This is a genomic window from Kitasatospora sp. NPDC101447 (genome assembly GCF_044767225.1).
Taxonomy (GTDB): Bacteria; Actinomycetota; Actinomycetes; order Streptomycetales; family Streptomycetaceae; genus Kitasatospora.
On sequence record NZ_JBIWNL010000004.1, the window covers coordinates 49,373 to 69,659 of the forward strand.

14 protein-coding genes and 1 pseudogene are annotated in these 20,287 nt (G+C 69.6%); 12 read left to right on the top strand and 3 right to left on the bottom strand.

Annotation, left to right across the window (positions count from 1 at the left end):
* Positions 1 to 25: 25 nt before the first annotated feature.
* Positions 26 to 124, bottom strand: a pseudogene (locus ACIRST_RS07280) (alpha/beta hydrolase); the annotation flags it as partial.
* 286 nt (positions 125 to 410) lie between these two features.
* Here ACIRST_RS07280 and typA point away from each other — a divergent pair.
* The 12 genes from typA (at position 411) to ACIRST_RS07340 (ending at position 15,941) form a co-directional block, all read left to right on the top strand.
* The gene (gene typA / locus ACIRST_RS07285) at positions 411 to 2,315 is read left to right on the top strand and encodes a translational GTPase TypA (protein ID WP_350522172.1); all 1,905 of its coding nucleotides are present in this window, start codon (positions 411 to 413) and stop codon (positions 2,313 to 2,315) included.
* Between the two features lie 431 nt (positions 2,316 to 2,746).
* Entirely contained in the window at positions 2,747 to 4,390 is a 1,644-nt protein-coding gene (locus tag ACIRST_RS07290) for an ABC transporter substrate-binding protein (protein WP_350522171.1), read from the top strand.
* Positions 4,391 to 4,534: 144 nt separating this feature from the next.
* Positions 4,535 to 5,461 (top strand): ABC transporter permease, encoded by a 927-nt coding sequence (locus ACIRST_RS07295; protein ID WP_350522170.1) that lies wholly within the window; start codon positions 4,535 to 4,537, stop codon positions 5,459 to 5,461.
* Positions 5,454 to 6,398 (top strand): ABC transporter permease, encoded by a 945-nt coding sequence (locus ACIRST_RS07300; RefSeq protein WP_350522169.1) that lies wholly within the window; start codon positions 5,454 to 5,456, stop codon positions 6,396 to 6,398. The genes ACIRST_RS07295 and ACIRST_RS07300 overlap by 8 nt, the downstream gene beginning before the upstream one ends.
* A 19-nt stretch (positions 6,399 to 6,417) precedes the next feature.
* Positions 6,418 to 7,467: an ABC transporter ATP-binding protein gene (locus ACIRST_RS07305; protein ID WP_350522168.1), complete on the top strand. Its 1,050-nt coding sequence runs from the start codon at positions 6,418 to 6,420 to the stop codon at positions 7,465 to 7,467.
* The gene (locus ACIRST_RS07310; RefSeq protein WP_350522167.1) at positions 7,460 to 8,476 is read left to right on the top strand and encodes a dipeptide ABC transporter ATP-binding protein; all 1,017 of its coding nucleotides are present in this window, start codon (positions 7,460 to 7,462) and stop codon (positions 8,474 to 8,476) included. Before ACIRST_RS07305 ends, ACIRST_RS07310 begins: the two co-directional genes overlap by 8 nt.
* Before the next feature lie 271 nt (positions 8,477 to 8,747).
* Positions 8,748 to 10,370 (top strand): ABC transporter substrate-binding protein, encoded by a 1,623-nt coding sequence (locus tag ACIRST_RS07315; RefSeq protein WP_350522166.1) that lies wholly within the window; start codon positions 8,748 to 8,750, stop codon positions 10,368 to 10,370.
* A 111-nt stretch (positions 10,371 to 10,481) separates the two neighbouring features.
* Positions 10,482 to 11,408, top strand: coding sequence for an ABC transporter permease (locus ACIRST_RS07320; protein WP_350522165.1), 927 nt, complete (start codon positions 10,482 to 10,484; stop codon positions 11,406 to 11,408).
* A gap of 76 nt (positions 11,409 to 11,484) precedes the next feature.
* Positions 11,485 to 12,399 (top strand): ABC transporter permease, encoded by a 915-nt coding sequence (locus ACIRST_RS07325; protein ID WP_350522253.1) that lies wholly within the window; start codon positions 11,485 to 11,487, stop codon positions 12,397 to 12,399.
* A gap of 15 nt (positions 12,400 to 12,414) precedes the next feature.
* On the top strand, positions 12,415 to 13,467 hold the full coding sequence (locus ACIRST_RS07330; protein WP_350522164.1) for an ABC transporter ATP-binding protein: 1,053 nt from the start codon (positions 12,415 to 12,417) through the stop codon (positions 13,465 to 13,467).
* A 25-nt stretch (positions 13,468 to 13,492) separates the two neighbouring features.
* Entirely contained in the window at positions 13,493 to 14,728 is a 1,236-nt protein-coding gene (locus ACIRST_RS07335; protein WP_402800939.1) for an ABC transporter ATP-binding protein, read from the top strand.
* 163 nt (positions 14,729 to 14,891) lie between these two features.
* Positions 14,892 to 15,941: an ABC transporter ATP-binding protein gene (locus ACIRST_RS07340; protein WP_402800664.1), complete on the top strand. Its 1,050-nt coding sequence runs from the start codon at positions 14,892 to 14,894 to the stop codon at positions 15,939 to 15,941.
* Between the two features lie 23 nt (positions 15,942 to 15,964).
* Here the strand turns inward: ACIRST_RS07340 and ACIRST_RS07345 are convergent, their stop codons facing one another.
* Positions 15,965 to 17,686, bottom strand: coding sequence for an ABC transporter family substrate-binding protein (locus ACIRST_RS07345; protein ID WP_402800666.1), 1,722 nt, complete (start codon positions 17,684 to 17,686; stop codon positions 15,965 to 15,967).
* A gap of 139 nt (positions 17,687 to 17,825) precedes the next feature.
* A complete protein-coding gene (locus ACIRST_RS07350) occupies positions 17,826 to 20,186 on the bottom strand; it encodes a hypothetical protein (RefSeq protein ID WP_402800667.1) in 2,361 nt (786 codons plus the stop codon).
* Between the last annotated feature and the right edge of the window lie 101 nt (positions 20,187 to 20,287).

The following is a 20,287-nucleotide window of genomic DNA, read 5'->3' on the forward strand; positions in this document are numbered from 1 at the left end:
ACGGGGCCCCTCAGGACGGCCCTCCTCAGGACGGGCCCAGCTCCCGGGCGAAGCGGCACAGCGCGGCGGTGAAGGCCGCGGGATCGTCGAAGTCGGCCAGGTGGCGGGCCCGCGGGATCAGCTCGGCAACGGGGCACTGGGCCGCTGGATCACGAACGGCGGACTGTCGGAGTGCGGCCGCCGGGTGAAGAGCGCGTGACCCACCTGTGATCTTGGTCCCGCCCGACCTGCTCGTTTCCGCCCACCTGGGCCCTTCCCCGTACGATAGGAGGAAGCCGAGGCATGTCCATGTGCCCGGCGGGTGGACCGGTAGTAGCAGGCGGAACGGGCGGCGGCGATCGACAGGGATCGCAAGTGCGCGTCACGCAGCCGGGCGCCGCAACCCACGATTCCGGGAGAATCCGCAAGGCATGCCCACGCGCAACGACATCCGTAACGTCGCCATCGTCGCCCACGTCGACCACGGCAAGACCACGCTGGTCGACGCCATGCTGAAGCAGGCCGGCGCCTTCGCCGCCCACCAGCAGCTCGACGACCGCATGATGGACTCGAACGACCTGGAGCGCGAGAAGGGCATCACCATTCTCGCGAAGAACACCGCGGTCAAGTACCACCCCAAGGACGGTGGCGCGCCGATCACCATCAACATCATCGACACCCCGGGCCACGCCGACTTCGGTGGCGAGGTCGAGCGCGGTCTGTCGATGGTGGACGCGGTCGTCCTGCTGGTCGACGCCTCCGAGGGTCCGCTGCCGCAGACCCGCTTCGTGCTGCGCAAGGCGCTCACGGCGCGGCTGCCCGTCATCCTCTGCATCAACAAGACCGACCGCCCGGACTCCCGGATCGACGAGGTCATCAACGAGACCTACGACCTGTTCCTGGACCTGGACGCGGACGAGGACCAGATCGAGTTCCCGATCGTCTACGCCTGTGCCCGTGACGGCGTCGCCTCGCTGACCAAGCCGGAGAACGGCACCGTCCCGGCGGACAGCACCAGCCTGGAGCCGTTCTTCTCCACCCTGCTGGAGCACGTCCCGGCGCCGAGCTACGACGCGGACGCGCCGCTGCAGGCCCACGTCACCAACCTGGACGCCGACAACTTCCTCGGCCGCATCGCGCTGCTGCGCGTCGAGCAGGGTGAGCTGCGCAAGGGCCAGACCGTGGCCTGGATCAAGCGCGACGGCAGCATCTCGAACGTCCGCATCTCCGAGCTGCTGATGACCGAGGCGCTCACCCGCAAGCCGGCCGAGGTGGCGGGCCCCGGTGACATCTGCGCCGTCGCCGGCATCTCCGACATCATGATCGGCGAGACCCTCGCCGACCCGGAGAACCCGATCGCGCTGCCGCTGATCACGGTGGACGAGCCGGCCATCTCGATGACCATCGGCACCAACACCTCGCCGCTGGTCGGCCGTGGCGGCAGCGGCAAGGGCGCGGACGCCAAGTCCAGCGGCAAGGTGGACCGCAAGGTCACCGCCCGCCAGGTGAAGGACCGCCTGGACCGCGAGCTGATCGGTAACGTCTCGCTGCGCGTCCTGGACACCGAGCGCCCGGACGCCTGGGAGGTGCAGGGCCGTGGTGAGCTGGCGCTGGCCATCCTCATCGAGACCATGCGCCGCGAGGGCTTCGAGCTGACCGTCGGCAAGCCGCAGGTGGTCACCAAGGAGGTCAACGGCAAGACCCACGAGCCGGTCGAGCGCCTCACCGTGGACGTGCCGGAGGAGCACATGGGCGCCGTCACGCAGCTCATGGGCATCCGCAAGGGCCGGATGGACAACATGTCCAACCACGGCTCGGGCTGGGTCCGGATGGAGTTCGTCGTGCCGTCCCGCGGCCTGATCGGCTTCCGCACGGAGTTCCTGACCAACACCCGCGGCACCGGCATCGCCCACTCGATCCACGAGGGCCACGAGCCGTGGTTCGGCACCCTGACCACCCGCAACAACGGCTCCCTGGTCGCCGACCGGGCCGGCGTGGTGACCGCCTTCGCGATGACCAACCTGCAGGAGCGCGGCGTGCTCTTCTGCGAGCCGGGCACCGAGGTGTACGAGGGCATGATCGTCGGTGAGAACTCGCGCTCCGACGACATGGACGTGAACATCACCAAGGAGAAGAAGCTCACCAACATGCGGTCCTCGACCGCCGACGTGGCCGAGTCGATCGTCCCGCCGCGCAAGCTCTCGCTGGAGCAGTCGCTGGAGTTCTGCCGCGAGGACGAGTGCATCGAGGTGACCCCGGAGACGGTTCGCATCCGTAAGGTCGTCCTGGACCAGAAGGACCGCGGACGCACTGCCTCGCGCGCCAAGAAGGCGTGATCAGGACGCACTGACGGCCATTGGCCGGAATGTTTCGCCCCCCTTTCCAATGGAGAGGGGGGCGAACTTTTTCAACTACTCCAAGTTGTCGGGGCCGGTATTAACCGAATAACGCTCATCACACCCGGGTGTCCGCTGAGCGGACGCGACGGTTCGTCATGCATGACGACTGTCCGTTTGGTACCTGTCTGGCTATGTCTCAAATGTCCGGTTTTCGAAACTTACCGACTGTTCATGTGACCTAATTGAGATCGTCACTGGTCACTTTCGTGTCCGTGCGTGACGGATAGTGGAGCCAGTCAGGCTCGGGTCAAGGGTGAACGCGCAGGGGTGCGCGCCGAAACCACGAGCGCGGACGGCATTGCGGACCCGGTGAGAACCGTTCCGTGGTGCCCTCCTCGTTGCAATCGTCGAATTCAGGAGGCACACCGATGCGTGGTGGGAGCCAGGCCAAGTGGGTTGTCGCAGCTGTTGCGGTCGCCCTTGCCGCGACTGCTTGTAGCAGCAGCAGCGACTCCTCCAGCGGGGGCAGCTCGGACGGTGCCGCGGTCAACCCCGCGGGCATGTTCAGCTACCAGAGCGGCGAGCCTCAGCGCCCGCTGCAGCCGGCCAACGCCATGGAGAACCAGGGCGGCCGTATCGTCAAGCAGCTGTTCACGGGCCTCGTCGACTACGACCCCGCGACCGGTGCGCTGCGCAACCAGGTGGCCGACAAGATCGAGACCACCGACGCCAAGACCTACACCGTCACGCTGAAGTCCGGCTGGACCTTCCACGACGGCACCCCGGTCACCGCCAAGTCCTTCGTCAACTCGTGGAACTGGTCGGCCGCTCCGGCGAACAACCAGATCAACTCGGACTGGTTCTCGGACATCGTCGGCTACGACGCCGTCCACCCGGACAAGGACAAGGGTGACCCGACGGCCAAGGAGATGTCCGGTCTCAAGGTCATCGACGACACCCACTTCACCATCGAACTGACCAGCCCCGTCTCGTACTTCACGTACAAGCTCGGCTACTCGGCCTTCTTCCCGCTGCCCGACGGGTTCTTCTCGGACCCGGCCGGCTACGGCCAGAAGCCGATCGGCAACGGCCCCTACAAGTTCGAGTCGTGGGAGCACAACAAGGCCATCACCCTGAAGGCCTACGACAAGTACACCGGCACCAACAAGGCGAAGAACGGCGGAATCGTCTTCCGCAACTACACCTCGCCCGAGGCCGCGTACAAGGACCTGATGTCCGACACGCTGGACGTGCTGGACCAGGTCGACTCGACCGACCTGCCGAAGTACAAGGACGACCTGGGCAAGCGCGCCGTCGACCAGGCGCAGGGTGCCATCCAGAACATCTCGTTCGCCCTGTACAACGCGGACTGGAGCGACCCGGCCAAGGCCAAGGTCCGCCAGGGTCTGTCGATGGCGATCGACCGCGACACCATCACCAAGACCGTGCTGAACAACAGCCGTCAGCCCGCCGACTCGTTCGTGGCGCCGGGCGTCATGGGCTACAAGGCCGGCACCTGTGGTGACGCCTGCAAGTACAACCCGGAGAAGGCCAAGGCGCTGATCGCCGAGGGCGGCGGCGTCCCGGGCAACAAGATCACCGTCCTGTACAACTCCGACGGTGGCCACAAGGAGTGGGTGGACGCGGTCTGCAACTCGATCCGCCAGGCGACCGGCGTCGAGTGCATCGGTGACCCGAAGCCCGACTTCAAGACCGCGCGTGACATCGTCACGAAGAAGGCGGTCCCGAGCATGATGCGTACCGGCTGGGTGCAGGACTACCCGCTGAACGCCAACTTCCTGCGTGACGTCTACGGCACCGGTGCCGCGGCCAACGACGCCGGCTACTCCAGCCCCGAGTTCGACAAGCTGGCCCACGACGCCGACGCCGCCACCTCGGTGGAGAAGACGGCGGAGCTGTACGAGAAGGCCGAGGAGCAGCTGGCCAAGGACATGCCGGCCATCCCGCTCTGGTACTACAAGACCAACTCGGGCTACTCGAACAAGGTCCAGAACGTCAAGTTCAACTCCTTCGGCGACCCGGTCTACACCGACGTCGAGGTCAAGAAGTAGTAATCGGTCGGCACCGCCTGACCCGGTGACAACGGCCGGTGCCCGTCCCATCCCCACGAGGGCGAGGACTGGCACCGGCCGTTGGCACGCCGACTTATCTCTGGCCGGGTTGACGGGCCCGGCAGAGTCATACATGGAGGCACGATGGGGCGCTTTGTCGCGAGGCGACTGCTCCAGATGATTCCGGTGTTCCTCGGAACGACCGCACTCATCTTTTTCATGGTGCATTTGCTGCCCGGTGACCCGCTGGCAGCACTGTGGGGCGACAAGGCGCCGGACCCGGTGCAGCTCGCAGCCCTGAAGCACCAGCAGGGACTCGACAAGCCGCTGCTGCAGCAGTACCTCTCCTACATGGGGAAGCTGCTCACCGGCGACTTCGGCACCTCCCTGGACGGCCGACCGGTGCTCGACAAGATCACCGAGGCGCTGCCGGTCACGGTCCGGCTGGCGCTCTTCGCGTTCGGCATCGAGATCGTCCTCGGCATCGGCATCGGCCTGTTCGCCGGTCTGCGCCGTGGCAAGGCGTTCGACAAGGGCGCGCTGGTCATGACGCTGCTGCTGATCTCGATCCCGGTCCCGGTGCTGGGCTTCATCTTCCAGACGATCTTCGCGAACAACCTCAAGTGGGTCACCCCGACGGTCCAGGACTCGAACGACATCACCCAGCTGGTGCTGCCGGCCGTCGTCCTCGGCTCGCTGTCGCTGGCCTACGTCGCGCGTCTCACCCGTACCTCCATAGCCGAGAACATCAAGGCCGACTACGTCCGCACCGCGGTGGCCAAGGGCCTGCCGCGCCGGAAGGTCATCGGCACCCACCTGCTGCGCAACTCGATGATCCCGGTGGTCACCTTCCTCGGTACCGACCTGGGCGCCCTGATGGGCGGTGCGATCGTCACCGAAGGCATCTTCAACGTGAAGGGCGTCGGCAACGCGCTCTACCACGCCATCAACATGAAGGAGGGCGCGACCGTCTCCGGTTTCGTCGCCTTCCTGGTGCTCGTGTACCTGGCCGCCGGCCTGATCGTCGACCTGCTTTACGCGGTCCTGGACCCGAGGATCCGTTATGCCTGACCTGACCGAGAAGAAGACCTCCGGGGACATCCCGGCCCAGCGCACCGCGGACGTCCCGGCGCCCAAGCAGGAGAAGGCCCGCAGCCTCGGCTCGGACGCCTGGCACGACCTGCGCCGCAAGCCGATCTTCGTGATCTCCGCGCTGCTGATCCTGCTGCTGATCGTCATCGCGATCGCCCCGGGCCTGTTCACCTCGGTGGACCCGCGCGCCGGCGACCTGCGCAACCACTACCTGACGAAGCCGAACTACGGTCACCTGTTCCAGGCCGACTGGTTCGGCTACGACCTCCAGGGTCGCAGCATCTACGCCCGCGTCATCTACGGCGCCCGCGCCTCGGTCGTGGTCGGCATCTGCGTCACCTTCGGCGTGACCGTCCTCGGTGGCATCACCGGCATGCTCGCCGGCTACTTCGGCGGCTGGACCGACACGATCATCTCCCGGGTCACCGACATCTTCTTCGGCATCCCGCTGCTGCTCGGCTCGCTGGTGATCCTGAACGCCTTCACCTCGCGCACCATCTGGAGCGTGGTGTTCGCCCTGGTCGCCCTGGGCTGGACCCAGATGACCCGCGTCATGCGCGGCTCGGTCATCACGGTCAAGCAGGCCGACTTCGTGACCGCGGCCAAGGCGCTCGGCGCCGGCACCAGCCGGATCCTGTTCAAGCACATCCTGCCGAACGCGATCGCCCCGGTGATCGTCGTCGCCACCATCGCGCTCGGCGGCTACATCGCCACCGAGGCGACGCTGAGCTTCCTCGGCATCGGCCTGCAGGACCCGACCATCTCCTGGGGCATCGACATCAACTCGGCCCAGAAGGTGATCCGGACGGCGCCGTTCGCCCTGTTCTTCCCGGCCGGAATGCTGAGCCTTACCGTGCTGGCGTTCATCATGCTCGGCGACGCGGTGCGCGACGCCCTCGACCCGAAGCTCCGCTGAGAGAAGAGGTGACGACCCGATGACCACCGTGATCGAGAACAACCAGAAGAACGATCGTCTCGAAGTCGGAACCCCGCTCCTGGAGGTCAAGGACCTCCACGTGGAGTTCCACACCCGGGACGGCATCGCCAAGGCCGTGAACGGCGTCAACTACTCCGTCTCGGCGGGCGAGACGCTCGCCGTGCTCGGTGAGTCCGGCTCCGGCAAGTCCGTGACGGCGCAGACCATCATGGGCATCCTGGACATGCCCCCGGGCAAGGTGACCCAGGGCGAGATCCTGTTCCGCGGCCGGGACATGCTCACGATGAGCAACGAGGACCGCCGGAAGATCCGCGGCCAGAAGATCGCGATGATCTTCCAGGACGCGCTCTCCGCCCTCAACCCGGTGCTCAGCGTCGGCTACCAGCTCGGCGAGATGTTCCGGGTGCACCAGGGCGCCTCCAAGAAGGAGGCGAAGGAGAAGGCCATCGAGCTGATGGACCGGGTGCGCATCCCCGCTGCCAGGCAGCGCGTGAACGACTACCCGCACCAGTTCTCCGGCGGCATGCGCCAGCGCATCATGATCGCGATGGCGCTCTCCCTGCAGCCCGACCTGATCATCGCCGACGAGCCCACCACCGCCCTGGACGTCACCGTCCAGGCCCAGGTGATGGACCTGCTCGCCGAGCTGCAGGCCGAGTACAACATGGGCCTGATCCTGATCACCCACGACCTCGGCGTGGTCGCCGACGTCGCGGACAAGATCGCCGTGATGTACGCGGGCCGGATCGTGGAGACCGCCCCGGTGCACGAGCTGTACGCGAACCCCGCGCACCCGTACACCAAGGGCCTGCTCCGCTCCATCCCGCGCCTGGACCAGAAGGGCCAGGAGCTCTACGCGATCAAGGGCCTCCCCCCGAACCTGCTGAAGGTCCCGACCGGCTGCGCGTTCAACCCCCGCTGCGATGTCGCCACCGACCTGTGCCGCACGGACATCCCGGCGCTGCACCACGTGACCGACAAGGACGGCAAGGAGCTCACCGGCCGCCGCAGCGCGTGCCACCTTTGGAAGGAGACCCTCCATGGCTGAGAACATCCTGGAGGTCAAGGACCTGGTCAAGCACTACCCGCTGACCCAGGGCGTCCTGTTCAAGAAGCAGGTCGGCGCCGTCAAGGCCGTCGACGGCGTCTCCTTCGAACTGAAGAAGGGTGAGACGCTCGGCATCGTCGGCGAGTCCGGCTGTGGCAAGTCCACGCTGGCCAAGGTGCTGATGAACCTGGAGCGGGCCACCTCCGGCCAGGTGCTGTTCAAGGGCGAGGACATCTCCACGCTGTCCGGCTCGGCCCTCAAGGCCGTCCGCCGGAACATCCAGATGGTGTTCCAGGACCCGTACACCTCGCTCAACCCGCGCATGACGGTCGGCGACATCATCGGCGAGCCGTTCGAGATCCACCCCGAGGTGGCGCCCAAGGGCGACCGCCGCAAGGCCGTCCAGGACCTGCTGGACGTCGTGGGTCTGAACCCGGAGTACATCAACCGGTACCCGCACCAGTTCTCCGGCGGCCAGCGCCAGCGCATCGGCATCGCCCGTGGTCTCGCGCTCAAGCCCGAGATCATCATCGCGGACGAGCCGGTCTCCGCCCTGGACGTGTCCGTCCAGGCACAGGTGATCAACCTGCTGGAGCAGCTGCAGGGCGAGTTCGGCCTGTCGTACATGTTCATCGCGCACGACCTCTCGATCGTCCGGCACATCTCCGACCGCGTCGGCGTGATGTACCTGGGCAAGATGGTCGAGATCGGCACCGACGAGCAGATCTACGACAACGCCACCCACCCGTACACCCAGGCGCTGCTCTCCGCGGTGCCGGTGCCGGACCCGACGGCGCGCGAGTCCCGCGAGCGGATCATCCTCAGCGGTGACATCCCCTCGCCGGCCAACCCGCCGTCCGGCTGCCGCTTCCGCACCCGCTGCTGGAAGGCGGAGGACCGCTGCGCCGAGGAGGTGCCGCTGCTCGCGGTCCCCTCGGTGCTGAAGGGCGCGGCCGCGCACGACTCGGCCTGCCACTTCCCCGAGGTCCGGGAGCAGGCCGCGGCCTGATCCCCGCACTCCCCGGAAGGGCCCGTGGCTTCCCGCCACGGGCCCTTCCGTCGTTCGGCCGCTCCGGTCCCGGGCGGACGGCGCCGCATCGATAGCCGCCGCGTCGAGCAGTCGCCGCGTCGAAAGGCGTCGAACGCACTGCGCCGATCCGGCGCCGCGTCAACTCGGCAGGGGGGTCACGGCACCCGTCCGGGTGCACCCGACTCGCGCCGTCGCCGGGGCGCGCTTCTCATGGGGTGTGATGCGACACACACCTTGAGGAGGGACCTCCATGCCCGTAGCCGCCCGTGCTCGTTGGGTCCTCGCCGTTGCGACGTCCGTGGCCCTGGTGGCCACCGGGTGCAGCAGCAGCGGCGGAGGGGGCAGCAGCTCGTCGGACACCAGCAAGACCTTCAGCTACCAGAGCAACGAGCCGCAGAACCCGCTGCAGCCCGCCAACGCGAACGAGGTCGGTGGCGGTCGCATCATCCAGAACCTCTTCAAGGGGCTGGTCGACTACAACCCGACCAACGCCCAGCTCCGGATGCAGGTCGCGAGCGCGATCGACACGAGCGACTCGCAGACCTTCACCGTCACGCTGAAGAGCGGCTGGAAGTTCCACGACGGCACCCCGGTGCTGGCGAAGAACTTCGTCAACGCCTGGAACTGGGCGGCCAACCCCGCCAACAACCAGATCAACAGCTCCTGGTTCTCGGACATCGACGGCTACCAGGACGTCCACCCGGCCACCGGGAACCCGACCACGGACAAGATGTCCGGCCTGACCGTCACCGACGACCAGCACTTCACCATCAAGCTGAACCACAAGGTGTCGTACTTCGAGTACAAGCTCGGCTACATCGCCTTCTCACCGCTGCCGGACGGCTTCTTCAGCGACCCGACCGGGTACGGCCAGAAGCCGGTGGGCAACGGTCCGTACCAGTTCGTCAGTTGGGCGCACAACACCCAGGTGGTCACCAAGTCCTTCCCGGACTACCAGGGCGTCGACAAGCCGAAGAACGGCGGCATCGTCTTCAAGATGTACACCACGTCCGAGGCCGCCTACGCCGACCTGCAGTCCAACAACCTGGACGTGATCGACCAGGTGCCGCCGTCGGCGCTGGCGACGTACAAGAGCGACCTCGGCGACCGGGCGGTGGACGCCCCGCAGGGCGGCATCCAGAACATCGGCTTCACGCTCTACCAGGCCGACTGGGCCGCACCGGAGAAGGCCCAGGTGCGCCAGGGCCTGTCGATGGCGATCGACCGCGCGACCATCACCAAGACGGTGCTGCAGGGCTCCCGGGCTCCCGCGAGCGCCTGGGTGGCCGAGGGCGTCGAGGGCTACAAGGCCGGCACCTGCGGGGACTTCTGCAACTTCGACCCCGCCAAGGCCAAGCAGCTCATCCAGCAGGGCGGCGGCGTCCCCGGCAACAAGGTGCTGATCACCTACAACGCGGACGGCGGCCACAAGGAGTGGGTCGACGCGGTCTGCAACTCGATCCGGCAGAACACCGGCGTCGACTGCCTCGGCGACCCGAAGCCGGACTTCAAGACCGCGCGCGCGGCGATCACCGCGCACCAGCTCAACGGTGCCTTCCGCACCGGCTGGGTGCAGGACTACCCGCTGAACGCCAACTTCCTGGCCGACGTGTACCGCACCGGCGCCGCGTCCAACGACACCGGGTACAGCAACGCGCAGTTCGACCAGCTGTCGACCCAGGCGGACGAGGCCCCGAGCGTCAGCGACTCGACGACCGGCTACCAGCAGGCCGAGGCCGTGCTGCAGAGCGGGATGCCGGCCATCCCGCTCTGGTACTACCGCACCAACTCGGGCTACTCGACCAACGTGCAGAACGTGACGTTCGACTCGTTCGGCAACCCGGCCTGGACCCAGATCGAGGTCAAGGGCTGATCTCCGGGCCCTGATCCCCTCGCGCCGGCCCCGCCCTCCCCGCACGGAGGGCGGGGCGCGGCCTCCCGGCCGACCGGCCTCGCCGGTCGGGCACCTAGGAAGGAGGCCCGGATGGGCAGTTACGTGTTGCGGCGGGTCCTGCAGATGATCCCGGTGTTCTTCGGCACCACGTTCCTGATCTTCGTGATGGTGTACACGCTGCCGGGCGACCCGGTGGTGGCGCTGTTCGGCGAGAAGGCCGCCGACCCGGCCGTGGTCGCCAGCATCAAGCACACGTACTACCTCGACCAGCCGCTCTGGAAGCAGTACCTGCACTACATGGGGAACCTGTTCCAGGGGGACTTCGGGACGAGTTTCACCGGCCGCCCGGTCTCCGACATCATGGCGGACGCCTTCCCGGTCACCATCCGGCTGGCGCTGCTGGCCTTCGCCTACGAGATCGTCGTGGGCCTCGCCCTCGGTGTCATCTCCGGCCTGAAGCGCGGCAGCATCGCGGACACCCTGGTGCTGATCCTGACCCTGGTGGTGATCTCGATCCCGGTCTTCGTGCTCGCGTACATCGCGCAGACCGTGTTCGCCACCAACCTGGGCTGGGTCACGCCGACCGTGCAGGACAGCTACGACCTCACCCAGCTGATCCTGCCCGCGGTCGTCCTGGGCTCGCTGTCGCTCGCGTTCGTCGCCCGGCTCACCCGGACGTCCATCGGCGAGAACCTGCGGGCCGACTACATCCGCACCGCGACCGCCAAGGGGCTTCCCCGGCGGACCATCATCTCCCGCCACCTGCTGCGCAACTCGCTGATCCCGGTGGTCACCTTCCTCGGCACCGACCTCGGCGCCCTGATGGGCGGGGCGATCGTCACCGAGGGCATCTTCAACGTGCAGGGCATCGGCAACGTCCTGTACCGGGCGATCAACCAGAAGGAAGGCCCGACCGTGGTCGGCATCGTGACCGTTCTGGTGATCATCTACCTGGTCGCCAGCCTGCTCGTCGACCTGCTCTACGCGGTCCTGGACCCGAGGATCCGCTATGCCTGACATCCACGACGAGGGCTCGTACGAGCCGCACCCGAAGCCGGGTGTGTCGCACCTCGACTACGCCGGGGAGCAGGGCATGGCGGTCGAGCAGGAGACCCTGATCGAACCCGACGTGGAGAAGCGGGAAGAGGCCCGCAGCCTCTGGGGCGACGCCTGGCGGGACCTGCGGCGGCGGCCGATCTTCCTGATCTCGGTGCTGCTGATCGTGCTGCTGGTGCTCATGGCGATCTTCCCCTGGGCCTTCACCGACGCCAACCCGCGCAAGGCCGACCTGGTGCACGACTACCTCAAGCGGCCGGACTGGACGGACTTCTTCGGCGCCGGCTGGTTCGGCTACGACGCCCAGGGTCGCTCCATCTACGCCCGGGTGGTCTACGGCGCCCGGGCCTCGATCACCGTCGGCATCGTGGTGACCGCCGGGGTCACCCTGCTCGGTGGACTGACCGGAATGGTCGCCGGGTACTTCGGCGGCGCGATCGACGCGGTCATCTCCCGGATCATCGACATCTTCTTCGGCATCCCGCTGCTGCTCGGCGCCCTGGTGCTGCTGAACGGCTTCCACAGCCGTACGGTGTGGGCCGTGGTCTTCGCGCTGGTCGTCCTCGGCTGGACCCAGATCGCGCGTGTGATGCGCGGCGCGGTGCTGACCGTCAAACAGTCCGACTACGTGGTGGCGGGCCGGGCGCTCGGTGCCGGGACCGGGCGGCTGATGGTCCGGCACATCCTGCCGAACGCCGTCGCCCCGGTGATCGTGGTGGCGACCATCGCGCTCGGCGGCTACATCGCGACCGAGGCGACGCTGAGCTTCCTGGGCATCGGCCTGCAGGAGCCGACCATCTCCTGGGGCATCGACATCTCCTCCGCCCAGAAGGTGATCCGGACCGCGCCCTACGTGATGTTCTTCCCGGCCGCGGCACTGTCCATCACCGTCCTGGCCTTCATCATGATGGGCGACGCGGTGCGCGACGCCCTCGACCCGAAGCTTCGCTGAGCGAGGGAGCGCATCGTGAACACAGCGGTGGACACCACCAAGGCCGGGCGGGAGGCACCGTACGAGGGGCCGCTGCTCGACGTCCGGGACCTGCACGTCGAGTTCGTCACCCGGGACGGCGTCGCCAGGGCCGTGAACGGCGTCAACTACTCGGTCGCGGCCGGCGAGACGCTGGCGGTGCTGGGCGAGTCCGGCTCCGGCAAGTCGGTGACGGCGCAGGCGATCATGGGCATCCTGGACATGCCGCCGGCCCGGATCCCGCGCGGCGAGATCCGCTTCCGGGGCCAGGACATGCTCACGATGAGCAAGGACGAGCGGCGGAGGATCCGCGGCGGGCGGATCGCGATGATCTTCCAGGACGCGCTGTCCGCCCTCAACCCGGTCCTCTCGGTGGGCTTCCAGCTCGGCGAGATGTTCCGCGCCCACCGGGGGGCCTCCCGGGCGGAGGCCAAGGCGAAGGCCGTCGAGCTGATGGACCGGGTGCGCATCCCGGCGGCCAAGGACCGGGTGAACGACTATCCGCACCAGTTCTCGGGCGGCATGCGCCAGCGGATCATGATCGCGATGGCGCTGGCCCTGGAGCCTGACCTGATCATCGCGGACGAGCCCACCACGGCGCTGGACGTGACCGTCCAGGCCCAGGTGATGGACCTGCTCGCCGAACTGCAGGCCGAGTTCCACATGGGGCTGATCCTGATCACCCACGACCTGGGCGTGGTGGCCGACGTCGCGGACAAGATCGCGGTGATGTACGCGGGCCGGATCGTCGAGACGGCCCCGGTGCACGAGCTGTACGCGCGCCCGGCCCACCCGTACACCCGGGGCCTGCTGGACTCCATCCCGCGGCTGGACCAGAAGGGCCAGGAGCTCTACGCGATCAAGGGCCTGCCGCCCAACCTGCTGCGGATTCCCAAGGGATGCGCCTTCAACCCGCGCTGCCCGCGCGCCCAGGACATCTGCCGGGCCGAGGTGCCGGAGCTGTTCCCGGTGACCGAGGACGACGGGACGCCGGCGGAGGGGCGCGGCAGTGCCTGCTTCTTCTGGAAGGAGACCCTCCATGACCGCTAACGGGGCCAGCGCACTGGGCGCGGCGATGCCGGAGGAGGTCGTCTTCGCGCAGGAGGTGCCGCGCGGCGAGCCGATCCTCGAAGTCCGGGACCTGGTCAAGCACTTCCCGCTGACCCAGGGCGTCCTGTTCAAGAAGCAGGTCGGTGCGGTGAAGGCGGTCGACGGGGTCAGCTTCGACCTGATGCAGGGCGAGACGCTCGGCATCGTCGGCGAGTCCGGCTGCGGGAAGTCCACGCTGGCCAAGGTGCTGATGAACCTGGAGCCGGCCACCGGGGGCTCGGTCCGGTACAAGGGGGAGGAGATCTCCCGGCTCTCCGGGGGCGCGCTGAAGGCCGTCCGCCGGAACATCCAGATGGTGTTCCAGGACCCGTACACCTCGCTCAACCCGCGCATGACGGTCGGCGACATCATCGGCGAGCCGTTCGAGATCCACCCCGAGGTGGCGCCCAGGGGCGACCGCCGCAAGGCCGTCCAGGACCTGCTGGACGTGGTCGGGCTCAACCCGGAGTACATCAACCGGTACCCGCACCAGTTCTCCGGCGGCCAGCGCCAGCGCATCGGCATCGCCCGGGGGCTGGCGCTCAAGCCGGAGGTCATCATCTGCGACGAGCCGGTGTCGGCGCTGGACGTGTCGGTGCAGGCGCAGGTGATCAACCTGCTGGAGCAGCTGCAGGGCGAGTTCAACCTGTCGTACATGTTCATCGCGCACGACCTCTCCATCGTCCGGCACATCTCCGACCGGGTCGGCGTGATGTACCTCGGGAGGCTGGTCGAGATCGGCAGCGACGCGGAGATCTACGACCACGCGACCCACCCGTACACCCAGGCGCTGCTCTCCGCGGTGCCGGTGCCGGACCCGACGGCGCGCGAGTCCCGGGACCGGATCGTGCTCACCGGGGACGTTCCCTCCCCGGCCAACCCGCCCTCCGGCTGCCGCTTCCGCACCCGCTGCTGGAAGGCCCAGCAGCGGTGCGAGGTCGAGGTGCCGCTGCTCGCCTCGCCGTCCTGGCTGGACGGGGCGGCGTTCCACGACTCGGCTTGTCACTTCGCTGCGGAGCGCGAGATCGAGCAGAGTGCGGCGGAGCGCGAGGGCGAGCAGAGTGCGGCGGAGCGCGAGACCTGGCAGAGCGCGGTGGAGCCCGAGGGCGAGCGGGGCCCGGCGGAGGGTGCGGCCGGGCAGGGCCCGACTGAGCCCGAGGGCGACCAGGGTGCGGCCGGGCAGGGTGGCGCGGAGCCCGGGAACGGGCGGGGGACCGACTGAGAATCCTCCTCCAAGGGCGCGTCCTCGGCTCGGGGGCGCGCCCTTCGCCGTCCGCCCCGTGACGGAAAAGAGATCTGCCGCAGACTCGCCAAGTGTGCCCCGTTCCTTGATAGTTGCTCTGCACCTGTCGATGGTCGCTGCTGCGCTGAGGAGGTCTGCCCAGATGGACGCGGTGGAGGTGATCGGCGGCGGTCGGGAGGGTCTGGCACCCGGGACCCCGTTGCTGGAGGTCGAGGATCTGCACGTGGAGTTCCACACCCGGGACGGCGTCGCCAAGGCCGTCAACGGGGTGAGCTACGCGGTGTCGGCCGGCGAGACGCTGGCGGTGCTGGGGGAGTCCGGTTCGGGCAAGTCGGTGACAGCGCAGGCGGTCATGGGCATCCTGGACATGCCGCCGGGGCGGATCACCGCGGGGCGGGTGCTGTTCCGGGGCGAGGACCTGCTGACCATGAGCGCCAACGCCCGGCGGGCCGTCCGGGGCCGGCGGATCGCGATGATCTTCCAGGACGCGCTGTCCGCCCTCAATCCGGTGCTCAGCGTGGGCTACCAACTGGGCGAGATGTTCCGGGTGCACCACGGCGTCACCCGCAAGGAGGCCCGGGAGAAGGCCGTCGAGCTGATGGAGCGGGTGCGCATCCCGGCCGCCCGGCAGCGCGTCGGCGACTTCCCGCACCAGTTCTCGGGCGGCATGCGCCAGCGGATCATGATCGCGATGGCGCTGGCCCTGGAGCCGGACCTGATCATCGCGGACGAGCCCACCACGGCGCTGGACGTGACCGTCCAGGCCCAGGTGATGGACCTGCTGGCGGAGCTGCAGAGCGAGTTCAACATGGGCCTGATCCTGATCACCCACGACCTGGGCGTGGTCGCCGACGTCGCGGACAAGATCGCGGTGATGTACGCGGGCCGGATCGTCGAGACCGCCCCGGTGCACGAGCTGTACGCGCGCCCGGCCCACCCGTACACCCGGGGCCTGCTGGACTCCATCCCGCGGCTCGACCAGAAGGGCCAGGACCTGCACGCCATCAAGGGCCTGCCGCCCAACCTGCTGCGGATCCCCGAGGGTTGCGCCTTCAACCCCCGCTGCGACCGGGCGCAGGACCGCTGCCGGAGCGAACTCCCGCCGCTGCACCCGGTGGTGGGCGAGCACGGGGAGGAGCTGGTGGGCCGCCACAGCGCCTGCCACTACTGGCGCGAGACGCTGCACGGCTGAGCCCACCGCCGGGCCGCTCCGGGCTACTTCAGGAAGCCGACGTTCTCCCAGACGATGTCGGACAGGCCCTGCGCGCCGATGTTGGCGAGGTCGGCGCGGGCGCCGTACAGCTGCGGGCGCTGGTAGAGCGGCAGGACGCCGGCCACCTTCCAGAGCTCGCCGTCGGCCTGGTTGATGGCCTCGGAGGTGGTGGCCGCGTCGGTCGCCGCGGCGGCCCGGTCGAGCGCGGAGTCGACGGCGGCGCTGCCCGCTCCGACGTGGTTGGTGCCGCCGTTCTGGACGAAGTTGGCGCGGCTGCCGCTGGCCGGGAAGGGCGTGCCGAGCAGCGAGTAGGCGGTGATGTCGAAGTCGTTGCGGTTGATGTACTTGTCGAAGAACTCGTTGGCGGCGGCGGTCACCGTGCTGACCTTGATGCCGACGTCCTTGAGCATCTTGGTGGTGTTCGCGGCCTCGTTCTGGGCCTGGGTGACGCCGGCCGGGATGACCATCCGCAGGTTCAGCTCGTGGCCGTCCTTCTTGCGCACGTCGCCGTCGAGCTTCCAGCCGGCCGCGTCCAGCTTGCGGGCGGCCTCGACGGGGTCGTAGCGGGCCAGGCCGAGCGAGTTGTCGCGGTAGCCGTTCTGGTTGGCGACCAGCAGGTGGTTGTTGAGCGCGACGGCGGGCCAGTCCAGGCCGTTGAGGTCGCCGCGGATGACGGCGTCCCGGTTGATCGCCTGGAACACGGCCTGGCGCACGGTCGCGTCGCTCAGCGCGGGGGTGCGGGCGTTCAGGGTGATCTGGCGGAAGTCCGGGCCGCCGGCCCGGCGCACGACGGCGCCCTTGGTGTTCCGGATGGCCTGGTAACCGGCCACGTCCGGGCCGTTGTTGAGGAGGTCGATCCGGCCCTTGGCGAAGGCGTCGGCCATCGCGTCGGGGAGCATCGCGTGGAAGACGATCCGGTCCAGCATCGGCTTGTCGCCCCACCAGTTGGGGTCGGCGACCAGGGTGACGGTCTGCGCGGTGCGGTCGAGCTGCTCGACCTTGAACGGGCCCGCGGTGACCGGGATCGCGTCCAGGTAGGCGGTGTTGAACAGGTCCGGGGTGGAGATCCGACCGGCCGGCAGCAGCGGGGCGTTGCCGGCGCCGTTGAACATCGACTGCCACTCCGAGAACGGCCGGTCGAAGGTCATCACGGCCTGGAAGTCGTCCTTGCCGCGCTCGACCGAGGAGACCAGCTCGAACCCGGTGCTGCTGGACGGCTTGTAGGCGGGGTCCTTGCCGTTCAGGGCGCGCCAGTTGGCCTCGATGTCGCGCCAGGTGATCGGGGTGCCGTCGGACCAGTGGGCCTTCGGGTTGAGCGTCCAGGTGACCACCTGCCGGCCGTCCTTGAGCTCGGCGTGGGCCTCCTGCAGGTAGGCCGGGTTGACGGTCTGGGCGCCGGCGGCGTCCGAGCGGAAGAAGGTGGGCAGCAGCGGCTTGGTGACGGCGATGGTCGAGGACTCGCTGCCGTCGCCGTGGATCGGCGACCACTGGCGGGAGAACTGGGTGATCGCCAGGTTCAGCGTGCCGCCCTGGCGCAGTTGTCCGCGCTCGTGGGGGTTGATGTCGACCGAGGTGAGCTTGGGCGTCCCGGCGGCGGAGGAGGGCAGGGCGTCGCCCCCGTCGCCGCCCTGGCCGGAGCCGCAGGAGCAGAGTGCGAGCGAGAGGGTGAGTGCGGTGAGGCCGGCGAGCAGTGCCGTCCCGTGGTGCTGGAGGCGGCGGCTCATCGGCGTGCTCCCGGGGTGCGTGTGACGGAAACGGAAGGTGTGGCGTCACATCTTGCTGAGCGGGAGGCGGGGTTGTCGAGGGGCGGGACCGGTGCGGCCCCGCCCCCCGACGGACGGCGGAACGTCGGACGGCGGAACGTCAGACGGTGAACTTGAAGGTGCGGTCCTTGTCGCCGGTCTTGTCGAAGACCGAGGCGATGCCGTCCGCGACGTCCTGCGGGGTGATCGCGACGGTCTGGCCGTTCTTCTTGATCTTCACCTTGTCGAACACGTTGCCCAGCTGGGCGGAGAGCGCGTCGAGGTCCCACTTGGGCACGATCTTGCCGGAGGCGTCCGGGACGAGCGTGAGCGCCTTGGCGGCGGTCTTGCCACCGAAGTCCCAGGTCTTGGTACCGGCCACGACGTGCACCTTGCCGGCGGCCACCTGCTTGCCGAGGCCGTCGGCGGCGGCCTGCAGGGCCTGGGCGGAGACCTTGGGCTGGGCGGCGGTGACGGCCAGGGCGATCGGCTGGTCGGGCTTCCCGTCGGCGCGGTCGCGGTAGGCCTGCTCGACCACGTCCAGGGCGCTCGCCGAGTCCACCGCCTGGCCGGCCCGGCCGGGGACGACGATCGGCTCGCCGTTGGGCTCGCCGAACTTGACGTAGCCCTCCTGCAGGCCCTGGCCCGAACCGGCCGTCAGCGAGTCGAGGGCGGCCTTGAGCTTGGCCCGGTCGACCTTGACGTCCGGCGCGACGGCCTTGCTGCCGCCCTGGATCGACTTGATGACGTCGACCGGGTTGTAGCTGTGCTGGGCCAGGCCGTCCACCGTGGCGGTGGTGTCGAAGCTCAGGCCGGCGACCGCCGGGTCGAGGTCGAGGGTCTGGTCGCCGATCTTCAGCTTGAGCGGCTGCTGACCGGCCTTGCCGACCGAGGCGTCCAGCGAGTGGATCGCCTGGTCACGGCTGTTGCCGCCGATGTCGGTGCCGAGCACCACGGTGCCCTTGGGGACGTCGGACTGGTTGAGCATCAGGCCGGTGCCGTACGCGGCGGCGCCGAGGAACAGCACACCGCCGATGCCGTAGACGCCCAGCTTGACCAGCTTCTTGCCGCCGCCGCGCTTGGTCTTGGCGGGCGCGGACTGGGCCTTGGCGGGGGCCGGAGCCGGAGCCGGGGCCGGGGCCGGCGAGGGAGCACCCTTCGCACCCTGGGCGGCCGGGGGCCGGGGGCCGGCGCCGGCGCCCGGGGAGGGCAGCGGGGTGACCTCGGTGACCTCGGGGTCGGCCTGCCGGGGGCGGCCGGGCTGCGGGCCCGCGCCGGGCGCACCCGGGAAGAGCCCGCCGGGCGCCGCCGGGGCGGCGGGGCCGTCCTGGCCGGGGGCGGCCGGGCGCTGGGTGGCGAACGGGTCGGCGCCGGTCGGCGCCGAGGCGAACAGGCCCGGCTGGGTACGGCCGTCGGCACCGTGCGGGGCGCCGTTGCGGGGCGGGCCGGATATCCCGGCGGGCGGCGGGGTGTTCTCGCGGATCGGCCGGAAGCCGTCGACCGAGGTGTCCTCCGGGCTCGGCTCGGCGGCCGGCGCGCCCTGCGGGCCGGCCGGGTGGCCGTTCGGCCGGAAGGCGTCCTGCGGGCCGCCCTGCTGCGGGCCGCCCTGGCGGGGGCCGTTCTGCCGGGCGCCGTTCCGGCGCGCCCCGTTCTGCTGCTGGGGACGGTCCTGCTGGGGGCGGCCGCCGCGCGGGCCCCGGGTGCCGGCGTCGGGGCCGGGGGTCGGGCCGAACGGGTCGGCCGCGGGCGCGAAGGGGTCGGCGGCCTCGTAGACGCCGGGCTCCTCGGCCGGGGCCTCGGCGCGGAACGGCGCGGCGGGGGCGCCCGGGTTCGACGCCTTGCCCTGGGCGGGTACCGGACGGCCCTTCGGGGCGCCGTTGGCACGGGCGGCAGCGCCGCCGGCCGGGCGGGCACCCTGCGGTCGGGCCTCGGCGGCACCGGACGGGGCCTCCGGCGCGCTCGGGGCACCGGCCGGCACGGCGGCCGGGGCGGGCTCGGCGGCCGACGCCTTCTTCTGGCGCGGCCGGAACCACGCGCCGGTGGACTCGGACTCGGAGGTCGCCGGCGGGATCGGCGGGATCTCCCACTCCGGCGGCAGGTTCGGCGGGGTGGCCATACTGCTGCCGCCGTCCATCACGCCGAGGACGGGCGAGGCCGGCGCGGAGCGGTGGCGCGCGCCGCCCTGGTCGGCGGCCGGGGTCTCCTCGGCGGGGCCGTCCTCGTTCTTGACGGTGCTGCGGACGACGACCGGCGGGATCGGACGCGAGCCGGGGATGTTGATCCGGACCCGGGTGGTCAGGGTGGTCTCGGTCTTCGGACCGTCGTCCTCGCCGCCGTCCGCGGTGCCCTGGCCGGTGCCGGCCGCGGCCCGGTCGCCGCCGGAGGGCCCCGGCGTGCCGTAGGGCGGGGTGCCCGACGGGTAGGCGTCCGGACCCGTGCGCCGAGGCGTCGGGTGGGCGTTGTCAGATTCGCGGCTGCTCAATGCTGCTCTGCTCCGGGTTCGCGGGCGGGCCGTGCGGCGCGACCGCGGTTCGTGGTCGCCGGGCCCGGCTGGGGCGGGCGGCGGTCGGGTACGGCGTTCTG

What these genes read in the sequence shown, in the direction of transcription:
- typA (WP_350522172.1), top strand. Translation starts at nt 411, where the DNA reads ATGCCCACGCGCAACGACATCCGTAACGTCGCCATCGTCGCCCACGTC.
- ACIRST_RS07290 (WP_350522171.1), top strand. Translation starts at nt 2,747, where the DNA reads ATGCGTGGTGGGAGCCAGGCCAAGTGGGTTGTCGCAGCTGTTGCGGTC.
- ACIRST_RS07295 (WP_350522170.1), top strand. Translation starts at nt 4,535, where the DNA reads ATGGGGCGCTTTGTCGCGAGGCGACTGCTCCAGATGATTCCGGTGTTC.
- ACIRST_RS07300 (WP_350522169.1), top strand. Translation starts at nt 5,454, where the DNA reads ATGCCTGACCTGACCGAGAAGAAGACCTCCGGGGACATCCCGGCCCAG.
- ACIRST_RS07305 (WP_350522168.1), top strand. Translation starts at nt 6,418, where the DNA reads ATGACCACCGTGATCGAGAACAACCAGAAGAACGATCGTCTCGAAGTC.
- ACIRST_RS07310 (WP_350522167.1), top strand. Translation starts at nt 7,460, where the DNA reads ATGGCTGAGAACATCCTGGAGGTCAAGGACCTGGTCAAGCACTACCCG.
- ACIRST_RS07315 (WP_350522166.1), top strand. Translation starts at nt 8,748, where the DNA reads ATGCCCGTAGCCGCCCGTGCTCGTTGGGTCCTCGCCGTTGCGACGTCC.
- ACIRST_RS07320 (WP_350522165.1), top strand. Translation starts at nt 10,482, where the DNA reads ATGGGCAGTTACGTGTTGCGGCGGGTCCTGCAGATGATCCCGGTGTTC.
- ACIRST_RS07325 (WP_350522253.1), top strand. Translation starts at nt 11,485, where the DNA reads ATGGCGGTCGAGCAGGAGACCCTGATCGAACCCGACGTGGAGAAGCGG.
- ACIRST_RS07335 (WP_402800939.1), top strand. Translation starts at nt 13,493, where the DNA reads ATGCCGGAGGAGGTCGTCTTCGCGCAGGAGGTGCCGCGCGGCGAGCCG.
- ACIRST_RS07340 (WP_402800664.1), top strand. Translation starts at nt 14,892, where the DNA reads ATGGACGCGGTGGAGGTGATCGGCGGCGGTCGGGAGGGTCTGGCACCC.
- ACIRST_RS07345 (WP_402800666.1), bottom strand. Translation starts at nt 17,686, where the DNA reads ATGAGCCGCCGCCTCCAGCACCACGGGACGGCACTGCTCGCCGGCCTC.